Annotated in this window: 21 protein-coding genes; 12 read left to right on the forward strand and 9 right to left on the reverse strand. The window is 68.7% G+C overall.

Annotated elements, in window-relative coordinates; translation table 11 throughout:
* Positions 1-104: 104 nt before the first annotated feature.
* The 12 genes from C7416_RS02230 (at position 105) to C7416_RS02285 (ending at position 13720) form a co-directional block, all read left to right on the forward strand.
* Positions 105-1553 carry an MmgE/PrpD family protein gene (locus C7416_RS02230; RefSeq protein ID WP_111516913.1) on the forward strand — a complete coding sequence of 483 codons (1449 nt, stop codon included), beginning with the start codon at positions 105-107 and terminating at the stop codon, positions 1551-1553.
* A complete protein-coding gene (locus C7416_RS02235; protein ID WP_172582399.1) occupies positions 1550-2086 on the forward strand; it encodes a MaoC family dehydratase in 537 nt (178 codons plus the stop codon). The genes C7416_RS02230 and C7416_RS02235 overlap by 4 nt, the downstream gene beginning before the upstream one ends.
* A gap of 26 nt (positions 2087-2112) precedes the next feature.
* On the forward strand, positions 2113-3327 hold the full coding sequence (locus tag C7416_RS02240; RefSeq protein WP_240988315.1) for an acyl-CoA dehydrogenase family protein: 1215 nt from the start codon (positions 2113-2115) through the stop codon (positions 3325-3327).
* On the forward strand, positions 3324-3812 hold the full coding sequence (locus C7416_RS02245) for a MaoC family dehydratase (RefSeq protein ID WP_111516915.1): 489 nt from the start codon (positions 3324-3326) through the stop codon (positions 3810-3812). Before C7416_RS02240 ends, C7416_RS02245 begins: the two co-directional genes overlap by 4 nt.
* Positions 3809-5050 (forward strand): CaiB/BaiF CoA transferase family protein, encoded by a 1242-nt coding sequence (locus C7416_RS02250; RefSeq protein WP_111516916.1) that lies wholly within the window; start codon positions 3809-3811, stop codon positions 5048-5050. The genes C7416_RS02245 and C7416_RS02250 overlap by 4 nt, the downstream gene beginning before the upstream one ends.
* Positions 5051-5106: 56 nt before the next feature.
* Complete coding sequence (locus C7416_RS02255) at positions 5107-6027, forward strand: HpcH/HpaI aldolase/citrate lyase family protein (RefSeq protein ID WP_111516917.1); 921 nt, start codon at positions 5107-5109, stop codon at positions 6025-6027.
* A gap of 95 nt (positions 6028-6122) precedes the next feature.
* Positions 6123-7160: a Bug family tripartite tricarboxylate transporter substrate binding protein gene (locus C7416_RS02260; RefSeq protein ID WP_240988314.1), complete on the forward strand. Its 1038-nt coding sequence runs from the start codon at positions 6123-6125 to the stop codon at positions 7158-7160.
* 183 nt (positions 7161-7343) lie between these two features.
* Positions 7344-9671 (forward strand): FdhF/YdeP family oxidoreductase, encoded by a 2328-nt coding sequence (locus tag C7416_RS02265; protein ID WP_111516919.1) that lies wholly within the window; start codon positions 7344-7346, stop codon positions 9669-9671.
* Positions 9672-9900: 229 nt separating this feature from the next.
* Positions 9901-10743, forward strand: a complete 843-nt coding sequence (gene fdhD, locus C7416_RS02270) for a formate dehydrogenase accessory sulfurtransferase FdhD (RefSeq protein WP_111516920.1) — start codon at positions 9901-9903, stop codon at positions 10741-10743.
* Entirely contained in the window at positions 10740-11951 is a 1212-nt protein-coding gene (locus C7416_RS02275; protein ID WP_111516921.1) for a molybdopterin molybdotransferase MoeA, read from the forward strand. The genes fdhD and C7416_RS02275 overlap by 4 nt, the downstream gene beginning before the upstream one ends.
* A gap of 61 nt (positions 11952-12012) precedes the next feature.
* Positions 12013-13458, forward strand: coding sequence for an aminotransferase-like domain-containing protein (locus C7416_RS02280; RefSeq protein ID WP_111516922.1), 1446 nt, complete (start codon positions 12013-12015; stop codon positions 13456-13458).
* A 1-nt stretch (position 13459) separates the two neighbouring features.
* Positions 13460-13720, forward strand: coding sequence for a MarR family transcriptional regulator (locus C7416_RS02285; RefSeq protein ID WP_111516923.1), 261 nt, complete (start codon positions 13460-13462; stop codon positions 13718-13720).
* A 27-nt stretch (positions 13721-13747) separates the two neighbouring features.
* On the opposite strand, the gene moaA is transcribed toward C7416_RS02285, so the two are convergent.
* From moaA to C7416_RS02325, 9 genes are all read right to left on the reverse strand, one after another.
* Positions 13748-14842, reverse strand: coding sequence for a GTP 3',8-cyclase MoaA (gene moaA, locus C7416_RS02290; protein WP_111516924.1), 1095 nt, complete (start codon positions 14840-14842; stop codon positions 13748-13750).
* Positions 14843-14954: 112 nt separating this feature from the next.
* On the reverse strand, positions 14955-15776 hold the full coding sequence (locus C7416_RS02295; protein WP_111516925.1) for an HlyD family secretion protein: 822 nt from the start codon (positions 15774-15776) through the stop codon (positions 14955-14957).
* Positions 15773-15985 carry a DUF1656 domain-containing protein gene (locus C7416_RS02300; protein WP_111516926.1) on the reverse strand — a complete coding sequence of 71 codons (213 nt, stop codon included), beginning with the start codon at positions 15983-15985 and terminating at the stop codon, positions 15773-15775. The genes C7416_RS02295 and C7416_RS02300 overlap by 4 nt, the downstream gene beginning before the upstream one ends.
* A complete protein-coding gene (locus tag C7416_RS02305; RefSeq protein ID WP_240988313.1) occupies positions 15972-18056 on the reverse strand; it encodes an FUSC family protein in 2085 nt (694 codons plus the stop codon). Before C7416_RS02305 ends, C7416_RS02300 begins: the two co-directional genes overlap by 14 nt.
* A gap of 4 nt (positions 18057-18060) precedes the next feature.
* A complete protein-coding gene (locus tag C7416_RS02310) occupies positions 18061-18210 on the reverse strand; it encodes a DUF2474 family protein (protein ID WP_111516928.1) in 150 nt (49 codons plus the stop codon).
* The gene (gene cydB, locus C7416_RS02315) at positions 18210-19217 is read right to left on the reverse strand and encodes a cytochrome d ubiquinol oxidase subunit II (RefSeq protein ID WP_111516929.1); all 1008 of its coding nucleotides are present in this window, start codon (positions 19215-19217) and stop codon (positions 18210-18212) included. Before cydB ends, C7416_RS02310 begins: the two co-directional genes overlap by 1 nt.
* A gap of 5 nt (positions 19218-19222) precedes the next feature.
* Positions 19223-20683 (reverse strand): cytochrome ubiquinol oxidase subunit I, encoded by a 1461-nt coding sequence (locus C7416_RS02320; protein WP_111516930.1) that lies wholly within the window; start codon positions 20681-20683, stop codon positions 19223-19225.
* 310 nt (positions 20684-20993) lie between these two features.
* Positions 20994-21116, reverse strand: a complete 123-nt coding sequence (locus C7416_RS29275) for an MFS transporter small subunit (protein ID WP_258400839.1) — start codon at positions 21114-21116, stop codon at positions 20994-20996.
* Between the two features lie 37 nt (positions 21117-21153).
* Positions 21154-22590: an L-lactate MFS transporter gene (locus C7416_RS02325; RefSeq protein ID WP_111516931.1), complete on the reverse strand. Its 1437-nt coding sequence runs from the start codon at positions 22588-22590 to the stop codon at positions 21154-21156.
* Between the last annotated feature and the right edge of the window lie 186 nt (positions 22591-22776).

The raw sequence follows: 22776 nt of genomic DNA on the forward strand, positions 1-22776 counted from the left end.
GATCGGCGCCGCGCATGGCCACGGACGAAAGTTTCGGTCCTGGAAGCCCGCCCATCCATCACATATGTGATGGATGTCAGCGGCCGGCATTCATCACATATGTGATGCCGCGCCGGCCCGCCTTCGCCAATACTGGGTCCATCGACAACAACATGGCGCCGGCCGATGCGGCGATGCTTCCGGTGGAACCTGACCATACCTTCGACAACACGTCGGCCCGCACCGGCTTCACCCGGGCGCTGGCCGACTGGACCAGCACGGTCGACGACGCCGAGCTCGGCGCGCCGGCCTTCGCCTGGGCACGCCATGCCATGCTCGACTGGATCGCGGTAACGCTCGCCGCCGCGCGCGAGCCGCTGGTCGAAATGCTCGTCGCTGAATATGCCGGCCTGCGCGACTTGCCATGCGCGCTGGTGGGCAGCCCGCTGCGGGCCGAACCCGCCCAGGCCGCGCTGATCAACGGCGCCGCGGGACACGCGCTCGACTTCGATGACGTTGCTTCGGCGATGCGCGGACACCCGACCGTGCCGGTGGCGCCCGCGGCGCTGGCGGTGGCCCAGGTGGCCGGCGCCAGCGGCAAGGAACTGCTGCGTGCGCTGATCCTGGGCCATGAAGTCGAAAGCCGGATCGGCGAAGTGGTGGGCGAGGAGCAGTATCGCCTCGGCCTGCACCCGACCGGCACCACCGGCACGCTGGGCGCCGCCGCCGCCTGCGCGCGGCTGGGGGGCCTCGACCCGGTCCGTACTGCCCATGCGCTCGGACTCGCCGCGACGCAGGCTGCCGGGCTCAAATGCATGTTCGGCACCATGGCCAAGCCGCTGCACGCGGGCAAGGCCGCCATGAACGGCGTGATCGCGGCCCGCCTGGCCGCGCGCGGCTTCACGGCCAATGCCAGTGGCATCGAGTGCGAGCAGGGCTTCGGCCGCACCCAGGCGCCCGCCGCGCCGGCGTTCCCGGCCACGTTCGAGCGTCGCGCGGGCATGGCGATCGAACGCACCCTGTTCAAGTTCCATGCGTCCTGCTACCTCACGCACTCCACCATCGAAGCCGTGCGCCAGGCCTGCCGCGAGCACCGTATCGACCTCGACGCGCTCGAGTCGATGACCATCTTCGTCTCCGGCCCGCATCGCGGCGTGTGCGATATCGCCAACCCGCAGACCGGCCTGGAGATCAAGTTCGCGATCCAGCATCTGGCGGCGCTGGCGATGGACGGCGCGCCCACGGCGTCGCTCGCGCTGTACTCGCCCGAGACCGCGCTCGCGCCGCGCTATGTCAGGGCCCGGCAGCGGATTGCGCTGCAGGTGGTGCCTGGTCCGGACCGCAACGATGCCACGGTCGAGATTTTGACCCGCGACGGCCGCACGCTGCGCGCGCAGGCCAACGTCGCGGTGCCGGCCGCGGACCTTGCCATGCAGTGGCGGCGCCTGGTCGACAAGGCGCAGGCCATCGTCGTGCCGCGCATCGGCGCGGCCAAGTTCGCGAAGCTGGTGTCGGTGGTCGACACGCTGGACCGGCTTCCTTCCGTCGAACCCTTGTTTGAGGCCATGCAATGACAACCACCCATCCCGCCACCGAGCGCATCGCCGAGGTCCCCGCTGACCCCGTTGTCGCCCGCCTGAAGGCCGAGGCCAGGCTGCGCGCCCGCGGCAACCGCTACGAAGACTTCGAGCCGGGCCGGCGCTTCGACCATCACTGGGGCCGTACCGTCACCGCGGCGGACAACACCATGTTCTCGGTGCTGACGCTGCACTACAACCCGCAATACACCAACGAAGCGGTGGCGCGCGCCAACGGCCACCCGGGCGTGCCGGTCAATCCGCTGCTGGTGTTCAACACCGTGTTCGGACTGTCGGTGGAAGACCTGTCCGAGGGCGGCGGTCCCTTTCTCGGGGTCGACGAGTTGGCCTACCTGCGGCCGGTCTACCCCGGCGAGACGCTCTATGCCAGCTCGGTGGTGGTGTCGCGGCGGCCGGCGAGCAACCGCCCCGGCTACGGCATCGTCACGTGGCACACGCGGGGCAGCAATCAGCAGGGCGATGCAGTGATCGAATTCAAGCGTACCAATCTGGTCAGGATGAGGGGATAAGCATGTCAGGAGACGGTCTGGGGTACATGACGGAAGCGCGTTGCATGGTCCGCGATGCAGCGCGCGAGTTCACGATGAAAGAGGTGCTGCCGGTGGCCAACGCGCTGGACGGCCCGGATGCGGAGATCCCGATGTCGCTGCGCGACAAGATGGCCGAGATGGGCTACTTCGGCATCACCATCCCGGAGGAGTACGGCGGCCTGGGCCTGGGCATCTTCGAGTATTGCCTGATCTGCGAGCAGCTGTCGCGCGGCTGGATGTCGGTGGCGTCGATCGTGGCGCGTGCGCAGGGCGGCTGGATCATGAAGTCGATGCCCGAGGACATGCGGCGCGAATACCTGCCGCGCGTGGTGCGCGGCGACTTCCTCAATGCCAGCGCGCTGTCCGAGCCGGATACCGGCTCCGACCTGGCGTCGATCTCGTGCCGCGCCGTGCTGGACGGCGATGAATGGGTGCTGACCGGCAACAAGTACTGGTGCACCTTTGCCGATGGCGCCGACTACCTGATCGTGTTCGCGCGGACCTCGGCGCCGCCGTCGCCCGACAAGCGCTGGGAAGGCATTTCGTGCTTCATGATCGAGAAGCAGCGCGGCGGCTTTCCGCCGGGCATGACCGGCTCGCCGATCCCCAAGATCGGGTATTTCGGCTGGAAGACCTTCGAGCTGGCGCTCGAGGGCGTGCGCGTGCCCAGACGCAACCTGATGGGGCCGGAAGGCAAGGCCTTCTTGCTGATGGCCAAAGGTCTGGAGGGCGCCCGCGCGCACACCGCCGCCCGCGCCATCGGCCTGGCGCAGGGCGCGCTGGAAGACGCGATCGCCTATTCGCTGGAGCGCCGCCAGTTCGGCATGCCGATCGCGGAATACCAGGCGATCCGCTTCAAGATCGCCACCATGGCGACCGAGATCGAGGCCGCGCGCCAGTTGCTCTATTTCGTCTGCAACGAAATCGACAGCGGGCGCCGCTGCGACAAGGAGGCGTCGATGGTGAAGTACTTCGCCTCGGAGATGGCGGAGCGCGTGACCTCGCAGGCGCTGCAGATCTTCGGCGGCGCGGGCTATACCAAGCTGTTCCCGGTCGAGCGCTACTGGCGCGACGCGCGCCTTACCAAGATCTTCGAAGGCACTTCCGAGATCCAGCAACGCATCATCGCCAACAGCCTGCTCGGCAAGTCCGAGGTCGAGGGCATGATCGCCGGCCGTGCCTTCGGCGGGCAGGTCCGGCAGTCGAAGGAGGCGGCATGAAACTCTGCGCACTCACCAGCCCCGACGGGTATTTCGAGCACTTCGAGCCCGGCATGCTGATCCGCCATGCGCGCGGCAAGACCGTGACCGAGATGGACAACGTGATGCTGACCAACATGGTCATGAACACGGCCGAAGGGCACTTCAACGAAGACGCGATGCGGCGCGCCGCCGGCGGCATCTTCGCGCAGCGGGTGGTCTTCGGCGGGATCAACCTGTCGATGGTGCTCGGGCTTGCGGCGCAGGACACCGCCGAGCAGTGCCTGCAGGAACTGACGCTGGACAAGATCCGCCTGTCGCATCCGGTTTTCCACGGCGACACGCTCTACGCCTTCACCGAGGTGCTGGGCAAGGAAGACGGCGAGCGCGAGGATGCCGGCATCGTCCGCTTCCGCCACTACGGCGTGAACCAGGACGACAAGCTGTGCGTACAGGCGGAGCGCACCGCGCTGGTCAAGCGCAACAGCCACTGGGGCGGGCGATGAGCGCGGATGGCCACGCCAGGGGCGCGCTCGACGGCATGGTGGTGCTCGACCTGACCCAGATGCTGGCCGGCCCCTATTGCTCGATGATGCTCGCCGACCAGGGCGCGCGCGTGATCAAGATCGAGCCGCCCGGCGGCGACCAGACCCGGCGCAACGGCCCGCATCTCGAGGGCGCGTTGCGGATGGAGTCCGGCGGCTTTGGCGGCTACTTTGGCTCCATCAACCGCAACAAGGAGTCGCTGGTGCTGGACCTGAAGCAGCCGGCCGGGCGCGAGACCCTGCTGCGGCTGGTGCGCGGCGCCGACGTGCTGGTCGAGAACTACCGCGCCGGCGTGATGGAGCGCTTCGGGCTGGGCTATGAACGGCTCGCCGAAGAAAACCCGAAGCTGGTGTATGCGGCGCTGCGCGGCTTCGGCGATCCGCGCAGCGGCGAGAGCGCCTACGCCGGCTGGCCCGCCTACGATCCCGTCGCGCAGGCCATGGGCGGCATCATGGGGATTACCGGCCCGCAGCGCGGCGGCGCGCCGACCAAGATCGGCCCGGGCGTCGGCGATATCGTTCCCGCCATGTTCCTGGCCTACGGCATCGCGGCGGCGTGCTGGCATGCACAGCGCACCGGTCGCGGCCAGTTCGTCGATGTGGCCATGGTCGATGCGGTGCTGGCGGTGTGCGAACGCATGGTGTTCCAGTACAGCGCCTCGGCGCAGGCGCCGGGCCCCGAGGGCAACGGCCACCCGCTGCTGTGCCCGTTCGGGCTGTTCCCGGCCAGCGATGGCTATATCAGCCTGGGGGTGCCGAACGACCGCTTCTGGCGGCTGCTGGTGGCACGGATGGGCCATCCGCCATGGGCCGACGATCCGCGCTTTGCCACCAACGAGCTGCGCGTGCGGCACCGCGCCGAGGTGGAGCAGGCGGTCGCCGCCTGGACCGTGCGCCATACCAAGCGCGCGCTTGCCGGGATGCTGGGCGGCGAGGTGCCGTTCGGCCCGGTGTTCGACGCCGCCGACATCTTCGACGATCCGCATTTCCGCATTCGCGGGATGCTGGTCGAGGCCGAGCAGCCCGGCGCGGCGCGCGCGCTGACGATTGCCGGCAGTCCGGTGCGCATGAGCGCCACGCCCGGAGGGGTACGGCAGCGGGCGCCGATGATTGGCGAGCACACCGATCGCGCCCTCACCGACCTCGGCTTCGATGCCGGCGAGATCGCGGTGCTGCGTGCGCAGGGCGTGGTGCAGTAGGGGCACGCCGCAATGGCTGACATTCAACACTAGTACAACAAGCAGGAGACAACATCATGCAGGAGAAGATCAAGCGGCTGCGCCGCTGCCAGCTGTCCGTACCAGGCTCGAGCGAGAAGATGATGGCCAAGGCCGCCGGCATGGGGGTGGACTTCGTCTTCCTCGACCTTGAAGACGCCGTGGCGCCCAGCGAAAAGCGCCCGGCACGGCGCAAGATCGTCGATGCGCTCAACGGGCTCGACTGGGGACGCACCACGCGCTGCGTGCGCATCAACGACCTGACCACCGAATACGCCTACGAAGACATCATCGAAGTGGTGGAAGGCGCCGGCCGCAATCTCGATGTGATCATGCTGCCCAAGGCCATGTCGGCGGCCGATGTGCAGTTTGTCGACAAGCTGCTGTCGATGATGGAGAAGAAGCTCGGCCTGCGCCACCGCATCGGCATCGACGTGCTGATCGAAGAGGTGGAAGCCATGATGAACGTCGAGGCCATTGCCGCGTCGACGCCGCGGCTGGAATGCCTGATCTTCGGCATGGGCGACTACTCCGCCAGCCAGGGCGTGTCGATGCGCGACATTGGCGGCAGCGGCGGCAGCGGAGGTTACCCGGGCGACATCTGGCACTACCAGCGCCAGCGGCTGACGATCGCCGCGCGCGCCCACCGGCTCGATGCCGTCGACGGTCCGTTTGCGGACTTCCGCAGCCCCGACGCGTTCCGCGAGGAAGCGCGCCGCGCCATGATCCTTGGCATGGTCGGCAAGTGGGCCATCCATCCGTCGCAGGTCGAACTGGCACAGGATGTCTTCTCGCCGGCCGCTGCCGACGTGGCGCGTGCCCGCGACATGATCCGCGCTTATGACGAAGCGCTGTCGCAAGGCCTGGGCGCGGTCCAGTACGAGGGCAAGATGATCGACATCGCCTCGGTCCGCATCGTCAGGAACCTGGTGCAGCGCGCCGACCTGATCGGCATGTAGCGGCATGCCATCCGTGCCGGCCGTGGCGCCTTGCCGCGGCCACGGTGCCCGCGGCCCATCGCGGGCGCGGGCTTGAAGCGTTCGGGAGAAGACCCATGCATTCCATACCTGGTCCGGGCAACGACTTGCCCGCGGATACCGTCAACCTGCGCCGGCGCCAACTGCTCGGCGCTGCGGCGGGGGCGGCTGTGCTGCCCTGGCTGCTGCCACGCCAGGCGCTTGCCAGCGACTGGCCCTCGCGCCCCATCCGGATCATCGCGGCGCAGGCGCCGGGCTCGTCCAACGACAGCACCGCGCGCGCGTTCGCCGAATTCTTCTCCGCCAGGCTGAAGGTGCCGGTGGTGGTGGAAAACAAGCCGGGCGGCATCGGCATGATCGCCGCCGAGGCCGTGGCCCGTGCCAGGCCCGACGGGTGCACGCTGCTGTGCACCCTGCACAGCCAGCTGGCGCAAGCGCCGGTACTGCTGAAGAAGCCGCCCATCGACCCCTCGCGCGAGCTTACGCCGGTCGCGTCGATGAGTACCGGCGTCGGCGTGATGGTGGCGACCAAGGGGCTGCCCGCCAGCACCTTCAAGGAACTGATCGCGCTGGCGCAGAAGCGGCCGGTCAGCGTCGGCAACTACGGCATCGGCTCGGGCTGGCAATTGATGGTGGCCCAGCTGAAGAAGCTGACCGGGGCCCAGCTCGATATCATCAACTACAAGGGCACGGGGGCGATGATCGGCGATCTGCTGGCCGGGCATATCGATATCGGCGCCGGTTCGCTGCTCGGCATGTCGGGCGGACTGGCGTCCGGCGGGCTCAAGCCGCTGCTGGTGATCTCGGGGCCGCGCTCGGCCAAGTTGCCTGGCATACCGACCTGGGCGGACGAGGGCATCTCGGACCCCGTGTTCAGCAACCTGGCCGAGTGCAACATGCTGCTCGGCCCCGCAGGGCTGCCTGCCGGCATTGTCGCGACGCTCGCCACGCTGGTGCGGCAGTCGGTCACCGAATCGGAGGCGGTCAGGAATGTGCGCGAGCAGTTGGGCAGCCAGGACACGCCCCTGACCGGTGAAGCGCTGCAGCAGTTCATCGGCCGCACCTGGCCGACCTACCAGGCTATGACAAGGACGGTGGGGCTCAAGATGGAGTGATGGCGATGGCGGAGCCGGCGCCGGGGTGCACAGCCCAAAACTGTACTCCCTGCCCGCCCTCCGCTTTGTACACACCGGCCAGGCCGCCGGAAATCTACTCTGGTGTCACCGCAACGCTCCGGCCGTCCTGGCCTCGCAAGACAGGACGGGCCGGGCCGCGCCCCGTTACAGGACACCACGCCAATGAGCACCCCCAAGCCTGAAACAGGCCACATCGCCCCCTATACCCATCCCGCCGCCGGCTGGGGTGCGCTGAAGTACGTTGCCATCAACCTGATCAAGGAGAAGGTGGCCGGCGGCAACTACAAGATGCTGTTCAAGCAGAACCAGGCCGATGGCTTCGACTGCCCCGGCTGTGCCTGGCCGGACCGGCAGCATGCCTCGACCTTCGAGTTCTGCGAGAACGGCGTCAAGGCGGTGGCGGCCGAGTCGACCAGCATGCGCGTGACGCCTGAGTTTTTCGCGCAGCACACGGTGACGTCGCTGATGGCGCAGACCGACTATGAGCTGGAGCAGCACGGTCGGCTGACGCATCCGATGGTCTACGACGCGCAGACCGACAAGTACCGGCCGATCGCCTGGGACGAGGCCTTTGCGCTGATCGCGCGCCACCTGCGCGCGTTGCCGGATCCGAACCAGGCCGCGTTCTACACCTCGGGCCGCGCCAGCAACGAGGCCGCGTTCCTGTACCAGCTGTTCGTGCGCGCGTATGGCACCAATAACTTCCCCGACTGCTCCAACATGTGCCACGAGGCCACCAGCCGCGGCCTGCCGCAGACCATCGGCGTGGGCAAGGCCACCGTGGTGCTGGATGACTTCGAGCATGCCGACACCATCCTGCTGTTCGGCCACAACGCGGCCACCAACCATCCGCGCATGCTGGGCGAGCTGCGCGAATGCGCGCGGCGCGGCGCCACCATCGTGTCGATCAATCCGCTGCGCGAGCGCGGCGTGGAGCGCTTCACCAGCCCGCAGCACCCGGTCGAGATGCTGACCGGGTCCAGCACCAGGATCGCGTCGATGTTCGTGCAGCCCCGGCTGGGCGGCGATTTTGCGCTGATCAAGGGCATGGCCAAGCGCCTGGTCGAACTGGATGACGAGGCCATCCGTCACGGCCGCGAGCGGCTGATCGACGTGGATTTCGTGGGCGAGCACACCGTCGGCTTCAGCGACTTTGTCGATGACCTGCGTGCCGAAAGCTGGGCCGACATCGTTGCCGAGTCGGGCGTGTCGCAGGAAGACATCGACGCGCTGACCCAGGTCTATGCGCGCGGCAAGCGCGTGATCGCCTGCTGGGGCATGGGGCTGACGCAACACAAGCATTCCGTGCCGACGGTGCAGATCCTGTCCAACCTGATGATGATGCGCGGCAATATCGGCCGGCCGGGTGCGGGGCTGCTGCCGGTGCGCGGGCATTCCAACGTGCAGGGCGACCGCACGGTGGGGATCGAGGAGAAGCCCGAGCCGGAATTCCTCGATCGCCTGCAGGCCGCTTTCGGCTTCGAGCCGCCGCGCCAGCATGGCTATGACGTGGTAAATACGATCTCGGCGATGCTGGCGGGCAAGGTCAAGGTCTTTGTCGGGCTGGGCGGCAATTTCTCCACCGCCACGCCGGATACGCCGCGCACCTTCGCGGCGCTGCGCCAGTGCGACCTGACCGTGCATATTGCCACCAAGCTCAACCGCAGCCACCTGGTGCACGGCCGGGAAGCCCTGATCCTGCCGACGCTGGGCCGCACCGAGATCGACCAGCAGGACGGCGTGGCGCAGGGCGTCACGGTCGAGGACTCGGTCTGCATGGTGCATATCTCGTTCGGCATGAACGCGCCGGCATCGCCGCACCTGTTGTCGGAGATCGCCATCGTCGCGCGCATGGCGGCGGCCACGCTGGGCTCGGACACGATCGACTGGCTCTGGTATGCGCAGGACTATGCCCGCATCCGCGATGCCATCGAGCAGGTGATCGACGGCTTCGACAGCTACAACGAGCGCGTCGCGGTGCCGGGCGGCTTCCACCTGACGCCGCCGGCGTGCCACCGGGTCTGGCATACGCCATCGGGCAAGGCGCAGTTCCTGGTCAACCGCATCGACAAGGACACCCCCATCAAGCGTGCGCGCCAGCAGTATGGCGACCGGCTGATGGTGATGATGACCACGCGCTCGCACGACCAGTACAACACCACGATCTATGGCCTGGATGACCGCTATCGCGGCGTGTTTGGCCTGCGCCGGGTGGTTTTCATCAACGCCGCGGACCTGGCGCGGCTGGGCCTGGAGGCGGGGCAGCACGTCGACATCACCAGTGTCTGGGACGATGGCGTGCAGCGCCGGGTCGAGGACTTCGTGCTGGTCGAATACGACATCCCGCAGGGCTGCGTCGGGGCGTACTACCCCGAGACCAATCCGCTGGTGCCGCTGGAGAGCACCGGCGATGGCTGCGGTACGCCCACGTCGAAGTCGGTGCCGGTGCTGCTGACGCCGTCACGGCACCAGGAAACCGCGACGAGCTGATCCGACGCCCGCGGAAGACCACTTGTCAAGCGGCCGACGCCCCTGGTGAACGCTCCCCTCTCCCGCTGCGCGGGAGAGGGGTGGGGGAGAGGGCCGGAGCGTCGACGAAGTACAGCGCGTCGGTATGCCAGTGCCTGCCCTCTCCCCCGGCCCCTCTCGCGCAAGCGGGCGAGGGGAGAAACCGGCCGCGCGCAAAAGCACTGCATCGATCTTCTTCAAGAGACCCCACATGGAATCCACCCAACTGCTCGAACACACCGGCTTTGAAGCGCGCGGCATCGTGCGGCACAAGTGCAGCACGGCGCAGCCGGCCACCGACAACGTGGCCGAAGAGCTGCCGGTGGCGCTGGTGTACAACGGCATCTCGCACGCCGTGATGATGTGCACGCCGCTGGACCTCGAGGCCTTTGCGGTCGGCTTCTCGCTGACCGAGGGCATCGTCGCGCGCAATGCGGAAATCCACGATCTCGAGGTGCGCATGCATGCGCACGCCGCCGAGGTGCAGATGGAGATCAGCGAGCACGCCTTCGCCACCATGCGCGCGCGCCGGCGCGCGCTGGCCGGGCGCACCGGCTGCGGCGTCTGCGGCATCGAAAGCATCGCGCTGCTGGACCTGGAGCCGGCGCGCATGCCGGAACCGGCCATCCGGATTACGCCGTCGCGCGCCATGATCGAGCGCGCTGTCGCCGCGCTGCCGTCGCGCCAGCGGCTGATGCAGGCCACCGGCGGCGTCCATGCCGCGGCCTGGTGCGATGCCGGCGGCGAGATCCTCCATGTGTTCGAGGATGTCGGCCGCCACAATGGCCTGGACAAGCTGATCGGCCACCTGGCGATGCAGCGCGTGGACATGGCGGAGGGCTTCGTACTGCTGTCCAGCCGCGCCAGCTATGAACTGGTGCGCAAGGTGGCGCGCATGAATATCCAGATGCTGGCGACGATCTCGGCGCCGACCGCGCTCGCCATCCGCATCGCCGAGCAGGCCGGTGTGCGCCTGCTCAGCTTCTGCCGGCAGGACGGTTATGTCGACTACACCAGTGCTTCCATGGAAGGCGCGCGCGGAGCCGCGGCATGATGAACTTCGACGAGGCACAGGCCGTCTTCGCGATGTGCGCACAGCCGGTGCGCGAGACCGAGACCGTGTGGCTGGGCCTGCTGACCGGCCGCGTGCTGGCCCGCGACGTGGCCGCGGTGATCGATACGCCGGCGGCGGACCGCAGCGCCATGGATGGCTATGCGGTGCGCTGCGCGGACTGCCGCGCCAATGCCTGCCTGCCGCTGCAGCAGGTGGTCTATGCCGGCACCCGGCCGCAGCCGCTGCTGCCCGGCCATGCCATCCGCATCTACACCGGCGGCGTGATCCCGCCCGGCGCGGATGCCGTGGTCGCGCTGGAGGATGCCGACGAGACTTACCAGGGTATGGTGTGCGCGCGGGCGCCGCTGCCCGGCCAGCATATCCGCCGCCAGGGCGAGGATGCGCGCCGGGGCGACCTGCTGCTGTCGGCCGGCACGCTGCTGCATGCCGGCCATATTGCCGCGCTGGCATCGCAGGGCGTGGCCGAGGCCGAAGTCTGCCGGCTGGTCGAGGTGGCGATCCTGACCTGCGGCGACGAGGTCGCGGCGCACGACGAGCCGCGCGATGTGTACCAGGTGCATGACGTCAACGGCCCCATGCTGGAATCGCTGGTGCAGGCGATGGGCGCGGTGGTGAGCTGCCACCGCCACGTGCGCGACGACGAGCGCGCGCTGCACGACATGCTGCGCGAACTGGCCGGCGCCGCCGACCTGGTGCTGGTCACCGGCGGGGCCTCGGTCGGCCAGCGCGACCTGGTGGCGGCGGCGCTGGCTTCCGCCGGTGGCGAGCTGCTTTGCCGCGGCGTCAACATGAAGCCCGGCAAGCCGGTCACGGTGGGGCGCCTGCGTGGCAGGCCGGTGGTGTGCCTGCCCGGCAATCCCGCCGCGGCCTATGCCACCTTCGCGCTGCTGGTGACGCCCTTGCTGCGGCGCCTGCAAGGGCGCTCCGAGCTGTTTCCGCCGGTGGGCCGGGTCCGGGCGGCGCTGGCCGGCACGCGCCCGCACCGCGGCGATGCGTTCTGGCGGGTGGGCGAGATCGGCAATTTCGGCGGCCGCGACAGCTTCGTGCAGGTCAATGCGCAGCAGGGCGCGGCTTCCGTGTCCGCGCTCGGCCAGGCCTGCGGTTTCGTGCGGGTGGAACCGCAATGCGCCGGATCCCTGCAAAACGTGCCGCTGCCGTACTATGATCTCCACCGTTGGCTTAGCTGATGGCTGCGCGGCTGGCGCAGGCACCGGGGCCGCTGGCAACGGCAAGCAAGGGGAGCGCGGCGTGAAACTCTACGAAAAGCTGGCTGCGGAGATCGAGGCCCTGGTGCAACAGGGCGTACTGCTGCCCGGCGAGCGCATTCCGTCGGTGCGGCAGACCAGCCAGCACCACCGCATGAGCATCACCACCGTGATCCGCGCCTACGTGCTGCTGGAGAGCCGCGGCATCATCGAAAGCCGGCCTCAGTCCGGCTACTTCGTGCGCGCACGGGCGGGCGAGCCGGTGGCCGCGCTGCGCCCGTCGCGGCCCAGCGCCAAGCCGTCGGCGGTGGATGTCAGCGCGCTGGTGCTGTCGACGCTGCGCTCGATCCGCTCGGACGAGGCCGTGCCGCTGGGCTCTCCCTATCCGGATCCCGCGCTGTTCCCGTGGCAGCGCATCAACCAGTACGCCAACAATATCGCGCGCCGCTATGCCAAGTGGACCATGCTGGACGACCTGCCGCCCGGCAGCCCCGAGCTGATCCGGCAGATCACACGCCGCTATCTCGAGAACGGCTACGCCATCGACCCGAACGAGGTCATCGTCACCATCGGCGCGACCGAGGCGATCAACCTGTGCCTGCAGGCGGTGGCCAAACCGGGCGATACCATCGCGGTGGAGTCACCGACCTACTACGCCATGCTGCACGCCATCGAACGGCTGGGCATGCGCGCCATCGAGGTGGCGACCGATCCCGCCGCGGGCATCGACATCGATGCGCTGGCGCGGCTGATCGACGAAAAGGGTGTGGCCGCCTGCATGGTGATGCCCAACTTCCAGAACCCGCTGGGCTTCCAGATGCCCGACGACAACAAGCGCGCGCTGGTTGCGATGCTGAGCGCGAAGGACATACCGGTCATCGAGAACGACGTCTACGGCGAGCTCTATTACGGCGAAGCCCATCCCAGTTCATTGAAGGCCTATGACGAGGCCGGCATCGTGCTGCATTGTTCCTCGTTCTCCAAGACCCTGACCAATGCCTACCGCATCGGCTGGGCGCTGCCGGGGCGCTACCGCGAGGCCGTGGAACGGCTCAAGTTCCTCAATACGCTGACCACGCCGGCGATTCCGCAACTGGCGATCGCCGAGTTCCTGAAGAACGACGGCTACGACTTCCACCTGCGGCGCGTGCGCAAGGCCTATGCGCAGCAGGCCAGCATCATGGCGGCCACGGTGCGCAGGTTCTTCCCGGACGGCACCACCACCTCGCAACCGGCGGGGGGCTACGTGCTATGGGTGCAGCTGCCCGCGGGCATCGACGCGATGGAGATGTATCACGCCGCGCTGGAGCATCGCATCACCGTGGCGCCGGGGCATATGTTTGCGCCGGGCGCGACCTATCGCCACTGCATCCGGCTGAACTACAGCGGCGAATGGTCGCCGGGCATTGAATCCGCCGTGCAGACGCTGGGCAAGATCGCGCAGCACCTGCTGGCGCGCAGCCGGGAACAGAGCGAGGAAGGACGCTAGCATGCAAGACGCCGACATCGATCCCGCCATCGTCGCGGTGCTCCAGGTGCTGTGCCAGGCCGGCCGCGACGGCGGCGGCCCCTGGTCGCTGGCCCGGATCGCCAAGCGTTCCGGCCTGCCGATGAGCGTGCTGCGGCGCGTGCTGACGCAGCTGCAGGCGGCCGGCCTGGCCGAGATGTCGATCGACGAAACCGGCCGCGGCCATGCGAGCCTGACCGCGGCTGGCGCGGAGCTGGCCGCGCAGGTTTTTCCCGAACCCTGACAGAGCGGCCGGCACCGGCCCCGTGGCTCAGCCTCCGACCAGCGACATGCGCACCGTGGGATATTGCCGTTTGCCGCTGGCGAGCGTTTCCGCGCGTAATCCGGCGCGCAGTTCCGAATAGCGGTCGCCGCGCGCCTGCCACGCCTGGCGGATCGCTTCGGCCAGGTCTTGCTCCGGGCGGGCGGCGCCAAGGTGCTGGCGCAGGTCGACCGACCGGGTGGCGAACAGGCACAGGTGCAGCCGGCCATCGACCGACACGCGGGCGCGGGTGCAGTCGCCGCAGAACGGGTGCGACACGCTGGAGATAAAGCCCAGTTTCAGGCTGCCGTCGGCCAGCAGGAAATTGCTGGCGGTGTCGCCGGCGCGCCGGGCGAGCGGCAGCAGCGCATGCGCGCGCCCGACCCTGCCGCGCAGCTCGTCCGACGGCACCACGCGTGATGGCGACCAGCCGCTGGGGCCCTCCACATCCATATATTCGATAAAACGCAGCGTGACGCCGCTGCCGCGGAAGTGTTCGACCAGCGGCAGCACCTGGCCGTCATTGGTGCCGCGTTCGACCACGCAGTTGACCTTGACCGGCGCCAGCCCGGCGGCGCAGGCCGCCTCGATGCCCTCCAGCACGCGCCCGACCGGGAAATCCACGTCGTTCATGGCGCGGAAGATGCCGTCGTCCAGGCTGTCGAGGCTGACCGTGACCCGGCCCAGGCCGGCGTCGCGCAGCGCGCGCGCCTTGCGCGCCAGCAGGCTGCCATTGGTGGTCATCGCGACTTCCACCTGCCTGCCGTCGCCGGTACGCAGGGCGGCAATGCGCTCGACCAGCGACTCGATGCCCTTGCGCAGCAGCGGCTCGCCGCCGGTCAGGCGCACCTTTTCGACCCCCAGCCCGACAAAGGCGCGCACCAGGCGCAGCAGCTCGTCGTCGGACAGGCGCTGCGCGGGCGTGAGGAACGGATAGTCGCGCCCGAAGCGCGACTTGGGCATGCAGTAGGTGCAGCGGAAGTTGCACTGGTCGATCACCGACAGGCGCAGGTCGCGCAGCGGGCGGCCAAGCTGGTCCGGCACGGCGGGTGCCGTTGGCTCCGGCGCGGTGGCCGGTATGGCTTGCACAGGCGCAGCTTGCATGAGAAGTCTCCGTGAGCGTATGCCGTCCATCGTAGGCGCCGGCGACCGCGCCGCAGGCGTACAAAGCGGCTGGCGCGCAAGCAGAACAGTTGGCCCGGCGCCCGCCGCGGCGTCAGTGGCGCGACTCGCGGATGCGTACCGTGGCGGTCTGGCCGGCAATCAGCTGGACGCCGTCCGGCACCGGATCCAGCGCGATCCGCACCGGTATGCGCTGCGCCAGCCGCACCCAGTTGAAGGTCGGGTTGACGCTCGGCAGCAGGTTCGGCCCGAGCGCGCGGTCCTGTTCCTCGATGCCGGGCGCAATGCTCTGCACATGCCCGTGCAGCGGCGCGTGCTGGCCCATGATGTGTACCTCGGCGGCGCTGCCGATGCGGATCGCGGGCAGCTTGGTTTCCTCGAAATAGCCCTCGACGTACTGCGAGCCGCTCGCCACTACCGACAGGGCTGGCTTGCCGCGGGTGGCGAAGTCGCCGGGGCGCGGCAGGCGGTCGCTGACCTGGCCGTCGACCGGGCTGGTGACGCGGCAGCGCGCCAGGTCCAGCGCGGCAGCGTCGACCGCGGCCTCGGCCTGGTCGAGGCGCGCCTGTGCGGCAGCGGTGGCGGCCGCATTGGGCTGCCGCCCGGCCAACGCCAGCGCCGCGCGCGCCGAAGCGGCCTCGGCCTGCGCCTGCTTCAGGCCCAGGCGAAAGCGCTCCTGGTCCACCACGAACAGCACCTGGCCGCGCTGCACGCGGGCGTTGTCGCCGATCAGCACGGCGGTGACCGGGCCAGAGACATCGGGCGCGACCTGGATTACCGCGGCGCGCACGTGGCCGTCGCGGGTCCATGGCGCCGCGGTGTAGTACTGCCACAGGTGCCAGGCGGTCAGCGCCGCCACGCAGACCGCGGCCAGGGTCACCGCAACCGGGGCGAGCAGCGAGAGCTTGCGAATCATGATGGGTCCTGCCAGACGAGCGCGAGGATGGCGCCCAATATAAGGATGTACAGCGAGAGGTTGAACAAGGACCGGTGCCACACGATACGGTAGAAGCCGATCCGGACCAGCACCGCGCGCACCCCGGCGGTGACCGCGAACGCGGCCAGCATCCACACCACGGTGGCGGGCACGAACACGCCATACAGGTCGAACTCAGTGGCGTGCATGGCGTCTGTCCTCGTCATGGGGATAGAGGGCAAGGCGCAGCGTGGCCAGCGCCGCCAGCGCAGCGCGCGAGCTGCCATGCGCGGGGGTGGCCAGCGCCGCGAAGGCCGCGTCGATCTGCGCAGCCAGCACCGGTGCCGGCGGGATGGGATGGCCGGCATGCGCGCAGCGGCGGTAGTGCCGCGCGACCCCGGCAAGCACGCGGACGACTGCGCGGTCGGTGGCACGATCGGTGGCGCGCCGCAGCGCCAGCACGGCAACTTCGACCAGGAAATCGGCAAGGGCATTGGCGGCCTGCTCATGGCTGGCATGGTTGCGGCGCGTCAGCGGCGGCCACTGGCGCAGCAGGCGGTCCAGCAGGCGGCCGCGCAGCCGCGCGCTGTTGACCGGCGCGCGCGGATGCGCGGCCAGCGCAATCTCGTTCCAGTTCGCGCGCGCCAGCCGGTATGCCACCAGCTGCTGGCCGAACGGCTGCATCAGCACCGCCCACAACGCGGCGAACACCAGTGCCGCCAGGCTGGCCAGGCTGCCATTGAAGATGCCCGCAAAACTTGCCGTGCCCAGATCCTGCGGCCCCGGGAACGACGCCGCGGTCACGGCCAGCAGCACGCCGAACAGCGCGAAGCGCGGCTGCGTGGTCATGGCCCCGATCACCAGGTAAGGCCCGAACAGCAGCGCGGCGAGCGAGCCAAAGTCATGCGCCAGCTGTAGCACCACGAACTGGTAGTACCAGGACAGCAGCGCGCACGCCACGCTCCACGCGATCACCCGGCCGGCTACCAGCCGCGGCTCGGGCGTGCAGGCGATAAAGCAGCTGGCCAACGCCGCCAGGCCGACCGGCACCGCGCCGTCCACCCATCCCGATGCTATCCACAGCAGGCCGGCCACCAGCGTCGCCGATCCCGCCGTGGCGGCGCGGAACAATAGCTGTGCGTGGTCATGGTGCCGTGCCTGGCCGGCCGGCTCCACGCGGTAGCGCAGCGCCGCGGGTTCGCTGCCGCCCTGGCGCAGGCTGGCCTGCAGCAGCCGGCAGTCCTGCCAGAGGTCGCCCAGGTCATCGAGGTAGACGCAGGTCGCCGCGACCAGCCGCGCGTGCCAGTCGGCGGGCGCGGCCGGCGCCGTGCCCGCCGGGTACCACGACGGCGGCGGGCGGAACGCGCCGGGCGCACCGGCGGTCCAGGCCAGCAAGGCGCGCAGGCGCTGCGCGACGTGGTCGGGCATGCCGGCGCGATGCCGGCGCAATGCGTTCGCGGCATCGGCCAGCGCCAGCACCAGCGGCAGCAGCGCGGTCATGCGCTGGTGCAGCGCGCGTGCGCGCCGCAGCCTCTGCGCGTTGCCGGATTCATAGGCGAGCTGAGCCATCTGGGTTTCCAGCGCGAGGATATCGCCGGCGAGCGTGCTGAAGCTGTCGTGGCGTTGTCCCGCGCTGGCGCCGCCGGCGAGCATGTCGGTGGTCCAGCGCGAGGCGTGGTCCATCCATGCCGCCGCGCGCGCGGCCAGCGCCGGCGCGGTGCGCGATGGGAACACCACCGCGCTGACCACGCTGGCGCAGACGATGCCGATCACGATCTCCTCGATCCGCGTCAGCGCGACGGCGAACACCGTGCCAGGATGCGTAACGGTCGGCAGCGCCACGATCGGCAGCGTATAGGCGGCCAGCAGGCAGATGTAGTTGCGCGGTGCCGGCTCCAGCAAGGACAGGTAGAGCAGGGTGCCGGTCCAGCAGGCAATCGCCGCCATCAGCAGCACGGGCTGGTCAACCAGACAGGGCACCAGCGCCACCGCGCCGATGGCCCCCAGCAGCGTGCCGATGACGCGGTAGGTGCCCTTGGCATGCGTCGCGCCGGCGAGCGGACTGGACACCAGGTAGACCGTCGCCATGGCCCAGTAGGGCCGCGGCAGGCCCAGCGCCAAGGCCGTGCCGAGCGCCAGCATCGCCGCGCCGAACACCTTGAGGGAATGCAGCCAGAGCGCAAGATCGGGAGCGCCCGCCCACGCCGCGGCGAGCGCGCCGGCCATCCCGGCAGGGCGTGGCCGTGGCGTGACGGGAGCAAGCGGGCGGGAAGCGGACATGGCGTCAGTGCGCGAGGCCCACGGCCCGCATCAGCAGCTTCATCAGGCTGGCGCAGGCGAACACCGTGCCGACCCCGGCCAGCCACAGCGCCAGCAGCCAGCCGAGGCGGGCCGCCAGCGGTGCGCTCGGCTTCTTGTGCGGGTTCCTGGCCATCAGTGGTACCCCTCGCCGCGCCGGACCTTGCCGCGGAACACGTAGTACGACCACGAGGTGTAGGCCAGGATGATCGGCACGATGAAGAGCGTGCCGACCAGCGCGAAGCCCTGGCTTTGCGGCGGCGACGAGGCGTCGAAGATCGAGATCGATGGCGGGATGATGTTGGGCCAGATGCTGATCGCCAGCCCGGTATAGCCCATGAAGACCATCAGCAGCGCATACAGGAACGGCGCCACATTCGGTTGCCGGCGCAGCGACCGGTAGATGCCCCAGGCCGAGCCCAGCACCAGCAGCGGCACCGGCAGGAAGAACAGCAGGTTGGGCAGCGCAAACCAGCGCTGCGCGATCTCAGGGTGGGTCAGCGGGGTCCAGAGGCTGACCGCGCCCACCATCGCCAGCATCACGCCGGTCAGCACGTTGGTCACGCGCAGCATGGTCCATTGCAGCCGGCCTTCGGTCTTCATGATCAGCCAGGTGACGCCAAGGAACGCGTACGTGATCACCACGCCCACGCCGCAGAACAGCGGGAACGGCGCCAGCCAGTCGAGCGCGCCGCCGCTGAAGGTGGTGCCGTCCATGGCGATGCCGTCGATATAGGCCCCCAGCGTCACGCCCTGGAAGAAGGCCGCCACCACCGAGCCCCACGTGAATGCGGCATCCCAGTACGGGCGGCTGCGGTCGCTAGCCTTGAAGCGGAATTCGAAGGCGACGCCGCGGAAGATCAGCCCCAGCAGCATGAACACCAGCGGCAGGTAGAAGGCGCTGAGCAACACCGAGTACGCCAGCGGGAAGGCGCCCAGCAGCGCGGCGCCGCCCAGCACCAGCCAGGTCTCGTTGCCGTCCCACACCGGCGCCACGGTGTTCATCATCACGTCGCGGTCATGGCGGTCGCCGACGAAGGGAAAAAGGATGCCGATGCCAAGGTCGAAGCCGTCCATGATGACGTACATCATCACGCCGAAGAAGATCAGCGCGGCCCAGATAACGGGAAGGTTGATACCCATGTCGGTCACCTGTTCAGGATTCGCGACGGCCGTGCGGGACCATCGCGTTGGGTGTGGAAGCCGCGGCCATGGCGGCGGGAACGACGCTGCCCGGGACCGTAGGACGGCCTGTCGTCTGGGTGCGGGTGCGGATGCGCGTCGGGCGCGGGGCCGGCGCTGGCCAGCTTCAGCATGTAGCGGATACCCACGCCAAAGCAGACGAAATAGACCACCACGAACAGCGCCAGCGACAGCGCCACCGGTCCCGCCTCATGCGCGGAGACGGCATCGTGGGTGCGCATCAGTCCATAGACCACCCACGGCTGGCGGCCGATCTCGGTGGTCATCCAGCCGGCCAGCAGCGCGATCAGGCCGGTCGGCCCCATCGCCACCGCCAGCCGCAGGAACGCGCGCGAGCGGTACACGGCGCCATTGCGGCGCAGGACCCAGCCGAGCAGGCCGAACAGGATCATCGCCACGCCCAGCCCGACCATGGCGCGGAAGGTGAAGAACACCACGGTGGCATTGGGCCGGTCTTCCTTTGGGAAATCCTTCAGCCCGCGGATCTGGCCGTCCAGGCTATGCGTCAGGATCAGGCTGCCCAGGCGCGGGATCTCGATGGCATAGCGGGTCTCTTCGCGCTCCATGTCGGGAATGCCGAACACGATCAGCGGGAAGCCGCCCTTGTCGCCGTCGGGTGCGGTGTTCCAGTGGCCTTCCATCGCCGCGATCTTGGCGGGCTGGTGCGCCAGCGTGTTCAGCCCATGCGCGTCGCCCACCACCGCCTGCAGCGGCGCGGCCGCCAGCACCATCCACAGCGCCATCGACAGCATCTTGCGCGCGGCGGGCACGGCACGGCCATGCAGCAATTGCCAGGCCGATGCCGCCGCCACGAACAGCGCCGACGACAGCAGCGCCGCAATCACCATGTGCGCGAGGCGGTAAGGGAACGACGGGTTGAAGATCACCTCGAGCCAGTCGGTCGGCACCACCTTGCCGGCGACGATGGCATAGCCGGCGGGCGTATGCATCCAACTGTTGGAGGCCAGGATCCAGGTCGACGAGATCAGCGTGCCCAGCGCCACCATCACCGTCGAGAAGAAGTGCAGCCCGGGCCCGACGCGGTTCCATCCGAACAGCATCACGCCGAGAAAGCCGGCTTCCAGGAAGAACGCAGTCAGCACTTCGTAAGTCAGCAGCGGACCGGTGATGCTGCCGGCGAACTGCGAGAAGCCGGACCAGTTGGTGCCGAACTCATAGGCCATGACCAGGCCGGAAACGACACCCATGCCGAAGTTCAGCGCGAAGATCTTGATCCAGAACTGGTACAGGGTCCGGTAGACCGTGTCCTTGGTATAGAGCCAGCGCGCTTCCAGGAAGGCCAGGAAACACGCCAGCCCGATGGTGATGGCGGGAAACAGGATATGAAAGGAAACCGTGAATCCGAACTGGATCCTGGCGAGTTCCAGCGCTGTGAGTCCGTGCATCGATGTGCTCTCCGTGGGGTTGCCGCCGGCACGACGGCATGTCGCGCGACACTACGGACAAGGGTAGGGACTAGAGCGTGGCTGGCAGGGGTACAGTTTTTGGGGATGTGGGCAAGCTCAGTTGTTCAGGCTGAGACTTGATGGCCCACGAATCCCGTTTGTTTTCTCCCCTCTCCCGCGGGCGGGAGAGGGGCGGGGGAGAGGGCCGGCGCTGGCAATAGCGAGGGCATTCACTTCGTGGCAGCGCCCCCCTCACCCCAACCCTCTCCCAAGGAGAGAGGGAGTACTCAATCAGCAATGGCAAACGCGCTCAGCTGAACAGCGCCAACGCCTTGCCCAGCGTGGACCAGATGCCGGTGCCGAGCGGAATCAACACATAAGCCCAGAACGCGAACAACAGCAGGGCCTTGCCGAAGGTGCGATCGTCTTGCATGGCGTATCTCCGTGCGATGGTTGAGGGAACGTCGCGCTCAAACCGCACCAGCAGCTTCGCGCAGATGGTGCCGCGCATGCACCGGCCGCATCAGCAGATTGCACGCGAACCCCACCACCAACAGCCCCGCCATGATGTGCAAGGTGTCGACATAAACCTCCGACCTCGGCACCCCAAGCGCGAGCTTGTACTCGCGGATGTAGTTGACCAGCGCCGGCCCGGCGATGCCCGCGGCGGCCCACGCCGTCAGCAGGCGGCCATGGATGCCGCCGACGTAGGCGGTGCCGAACATGTCCGCCAGGTAGGCCGGGATGGTGCTGAAGCCACCGCCATACATGGTCAGGATCAGGAAGTAGCAGACTACGAACACGGCCACGTTGCCGGACGCGCCCACCGCCGGCACCGCCATGTAGAGCGCCGCGCCGAAGGCGAAGAAGATGGCGTAGGTGAGCTTGCGGCCGAAGTAGTCGCTGGCGGAGCTCCACAGGAAGCGCCCGGTCATGTTGCCGATGCTGAGCAGGCCGACGAAGCCCGCCGCGGCCGCGGCGGTGATGGTGCCCTTGAAGGTTTCCTGGATCATCACCGCGGCCTGCCCCAGCACGCCGATGCCGGCCGTGATGTTGAGGAACAGGATCAGCCACAGCAGGTAGAACTGCGGCGTCTTCAGGGCCTGGTCGATATGCACGTTGGCGTGCGTCACCATCTTGCTGGGCCGTGCCGGGGGGACGTAGCCAGGCGGGATCCACCCCGGGGCCGGGATGCGAATTGCGAGCGCGCCGATCGACATCGAGACGAAGTAGATCACGCCCATCACCAGGAAGGTCTCCGCCACCCCAGCGCTGGTGGCGCTCTTGAAATGGTTCATCAGCGCCACCGACAGCGGCGCGCCGATCATCGCGCCGCCGCCGAAGCCCATGATCGCCATTCCCGTGGCCATGCCGCGCCGGTCCGGGAACCAGCGGATCAGCGTCGACACCGGCGAGACGTAGCCCAGCCCCAGGCCGATGCCGCCCAGTACGCCGTAGCCGAGGTAGAGCAGCCAGATCTGGTGCAGCCAGATGCCGAGCGCCGAGACCACGAAGCCGCCGCCAAAACAGCAGGCCGCGGTGAACATGGTGCGCCGGGGTCCGACCTTCTCCAGCCACTTGCCGGCAAACGCGGCCGAGATGCCGAGGAAGAAGATTGCCAGCGAGAACACCCAGCCCAGCGTGGTCAGCTGCCAGTCGCCGGGCGCGGCTTGCGTGACGCCGAGGATGCGGGTCAGCGGCTCGTTGAACACCGAGAAGGCGTAGGCCTGGCCGATGCACAGGTGCACCGCCAGCGCGGCCGGGGGCACCATCCAGCGGTTGAAGCCGGGGCGGGCGATGATGGCCTCCTTGGAAAAGCGGGAGGGGCGCGAGGGTCGCGCGCTGCTCGTGTTCGTCGGGATGCGTGGGCTGGACGAGGGCGTCTGCGCTTGCGCGGGATATGGCATGAAGTTGTCTCCTACCTGGAAGTGGCAGCCTCTTGTTGCGCGGAGCGCGGCGGGCTGGAGCGCGTCGTCCAGCAAGACCTGTGCCCAAGGCCCAGGCCCTTTGCCAGCAACGCATGACGCCGCACGGCCCGCCTGCGGGCGCGATGCGATGGACAAAATGTCCGGCCGCCGGGCCCTGCTCCGCGC

Source organism: Cupriavidus phytorum, from assembly GCF_003254285.1.
GTDB lineage: Bacteria > Pseudomonadota > Gammaproteobacteria > Burkholderiales > Burkholderiaceae > Cupriavidus > Cupriavidus phytorum.

Coding starts and splice junctions, on each gene's coding strand:
- C7416_RS02230 (WP_111516913.1), top strand. CDS start 105: ATGCCGCGCCGGCCCGCCTTCGCCAATACTGGGTCCATCGACAACAAC.
- C7416_RS02235 (WP_172582399.1), top strand. CDS start 1,550: ATGACAACCACCCATCCCGCCACCGAGCGCATCGCCGAGGTCCCCGCT.
- C7416_RS02240 (WP_240988315.1), top strand. CDS start 2,113: ATGACGGAAGCGCGTTGCATGGTCCGCGATGCAGCGCGCGAGTTCACG.
- C7416_RS02245 (WP_111516915.1), top strand. CDS start 3,324: ATGAAACTCTGCGCACTCACCAGCCCCGACGGGTATTTCGAGCACTTC.
- C7416_RS02250 (WP_111516916.1), top strand. CDS start 3,809: ATGAGCGCGGATGGCCACGCCAGGGGCGCGCTCGACGGCATGGTGGTG.
- C7416_RS02255 (WP_111516917.1), top strand. CDS start 5,107: ATGCAGGAGAAGATCAAGCGGCTGCGCCGCTGCCAGCTGTCCGTACCA.
- C7416_RS02260 (WP_240988314.1), top strand. CDS start 6,123: ATGCATTCCATACCTGGTCCGGGCAACGACTTGCCCGCGGATACCGTC.
- C7416_RS02265 (WP_111516919.1), top strand. CDS start 7,344: ATGAGCACCCCCAAGCCTGAAACAGGCCACATCGCCCCCTATACCCAT.
- fdhD (WP_111516920.1), top strand. CDS start 9,901: ATGGAATCCACCCAACTGCTCGAACACACCGGCTTTGAAGCGCGCGGC.
- C7416_RS02275 (WP_111516921.1), top strand. CDS start 10,740: ATGATGAACTTCGACGAGGCACAGGCCGTCTTCGCGATGTGCGCACAG.
- C7416_RS02285 (WP_111516923.1), top strand. CDS start 13,460: ATGCAAGACGCCGACATCGATCCCGCCATCGTCGCGGTGCTCCAGGTG.
- moaA (WP_111516924.1), bottom strand. CDS start 14,842: ATGCAAGCTGCGCCTGTGCAAGCCATACCGGCCACCGCGCCGGAGCCA.
- C7416_RS02295 (WP_111516925.1), bottom strand. CDS start 15,776: ATGATTCGCAAGCTCTCGCTGCTCGCCCCGGTTGCGGTGACCCTGGCC.
- C7416_RS02300 (WP_111516926.1), bottom strand. CDS start 15,985: ATGCACGCCACTGAGTTCGACCTGTATGGCGTGTTCGTGCCCGCCACC.
- C7416_RS02305 (WP_240988313.1), bottom strand. CDS start 18,056: ATGTCCGCTTCCCGCCCGCTTGCTCCCGTCACGCCACGGCCACGCCCT.
- C7416_RS02310 (WP_111516928.1), bottom strand. CDS start 18,210: ATGGCCAGGAACCCGCACAAGAAGCCGAGCGCACCGCTGGCGGCCCGC.
- cydB (WP_111516929.1), bottom strand. CDS start 19,217: ATGGGTATCAACCTTCCCGTTATCTGGGCCGCGCTGATCTTCTTCGGC.
- C7416_RS02320 (WP_111516930.1), bottom strand. CDS start 20,683: ATGCACGGACTCACAGCGCTGGAACTCGCCAGGATCCAGTTCGGATTC.
- C7416_RS29275 (WP_258400839.1), bottom strand. CDS start 21,116: ATGCAAGACGATCGCACCTTCGGCAAGGCCCTGCTGTTGTTCGCGTTC.
- C7416_RS02325 (WP_111516931.1), bottom strand. CDS start 22,590: ATGCCATATCCCGCGCAAGCGCAGACGCCCTCGTCCAGCCCACGCATC.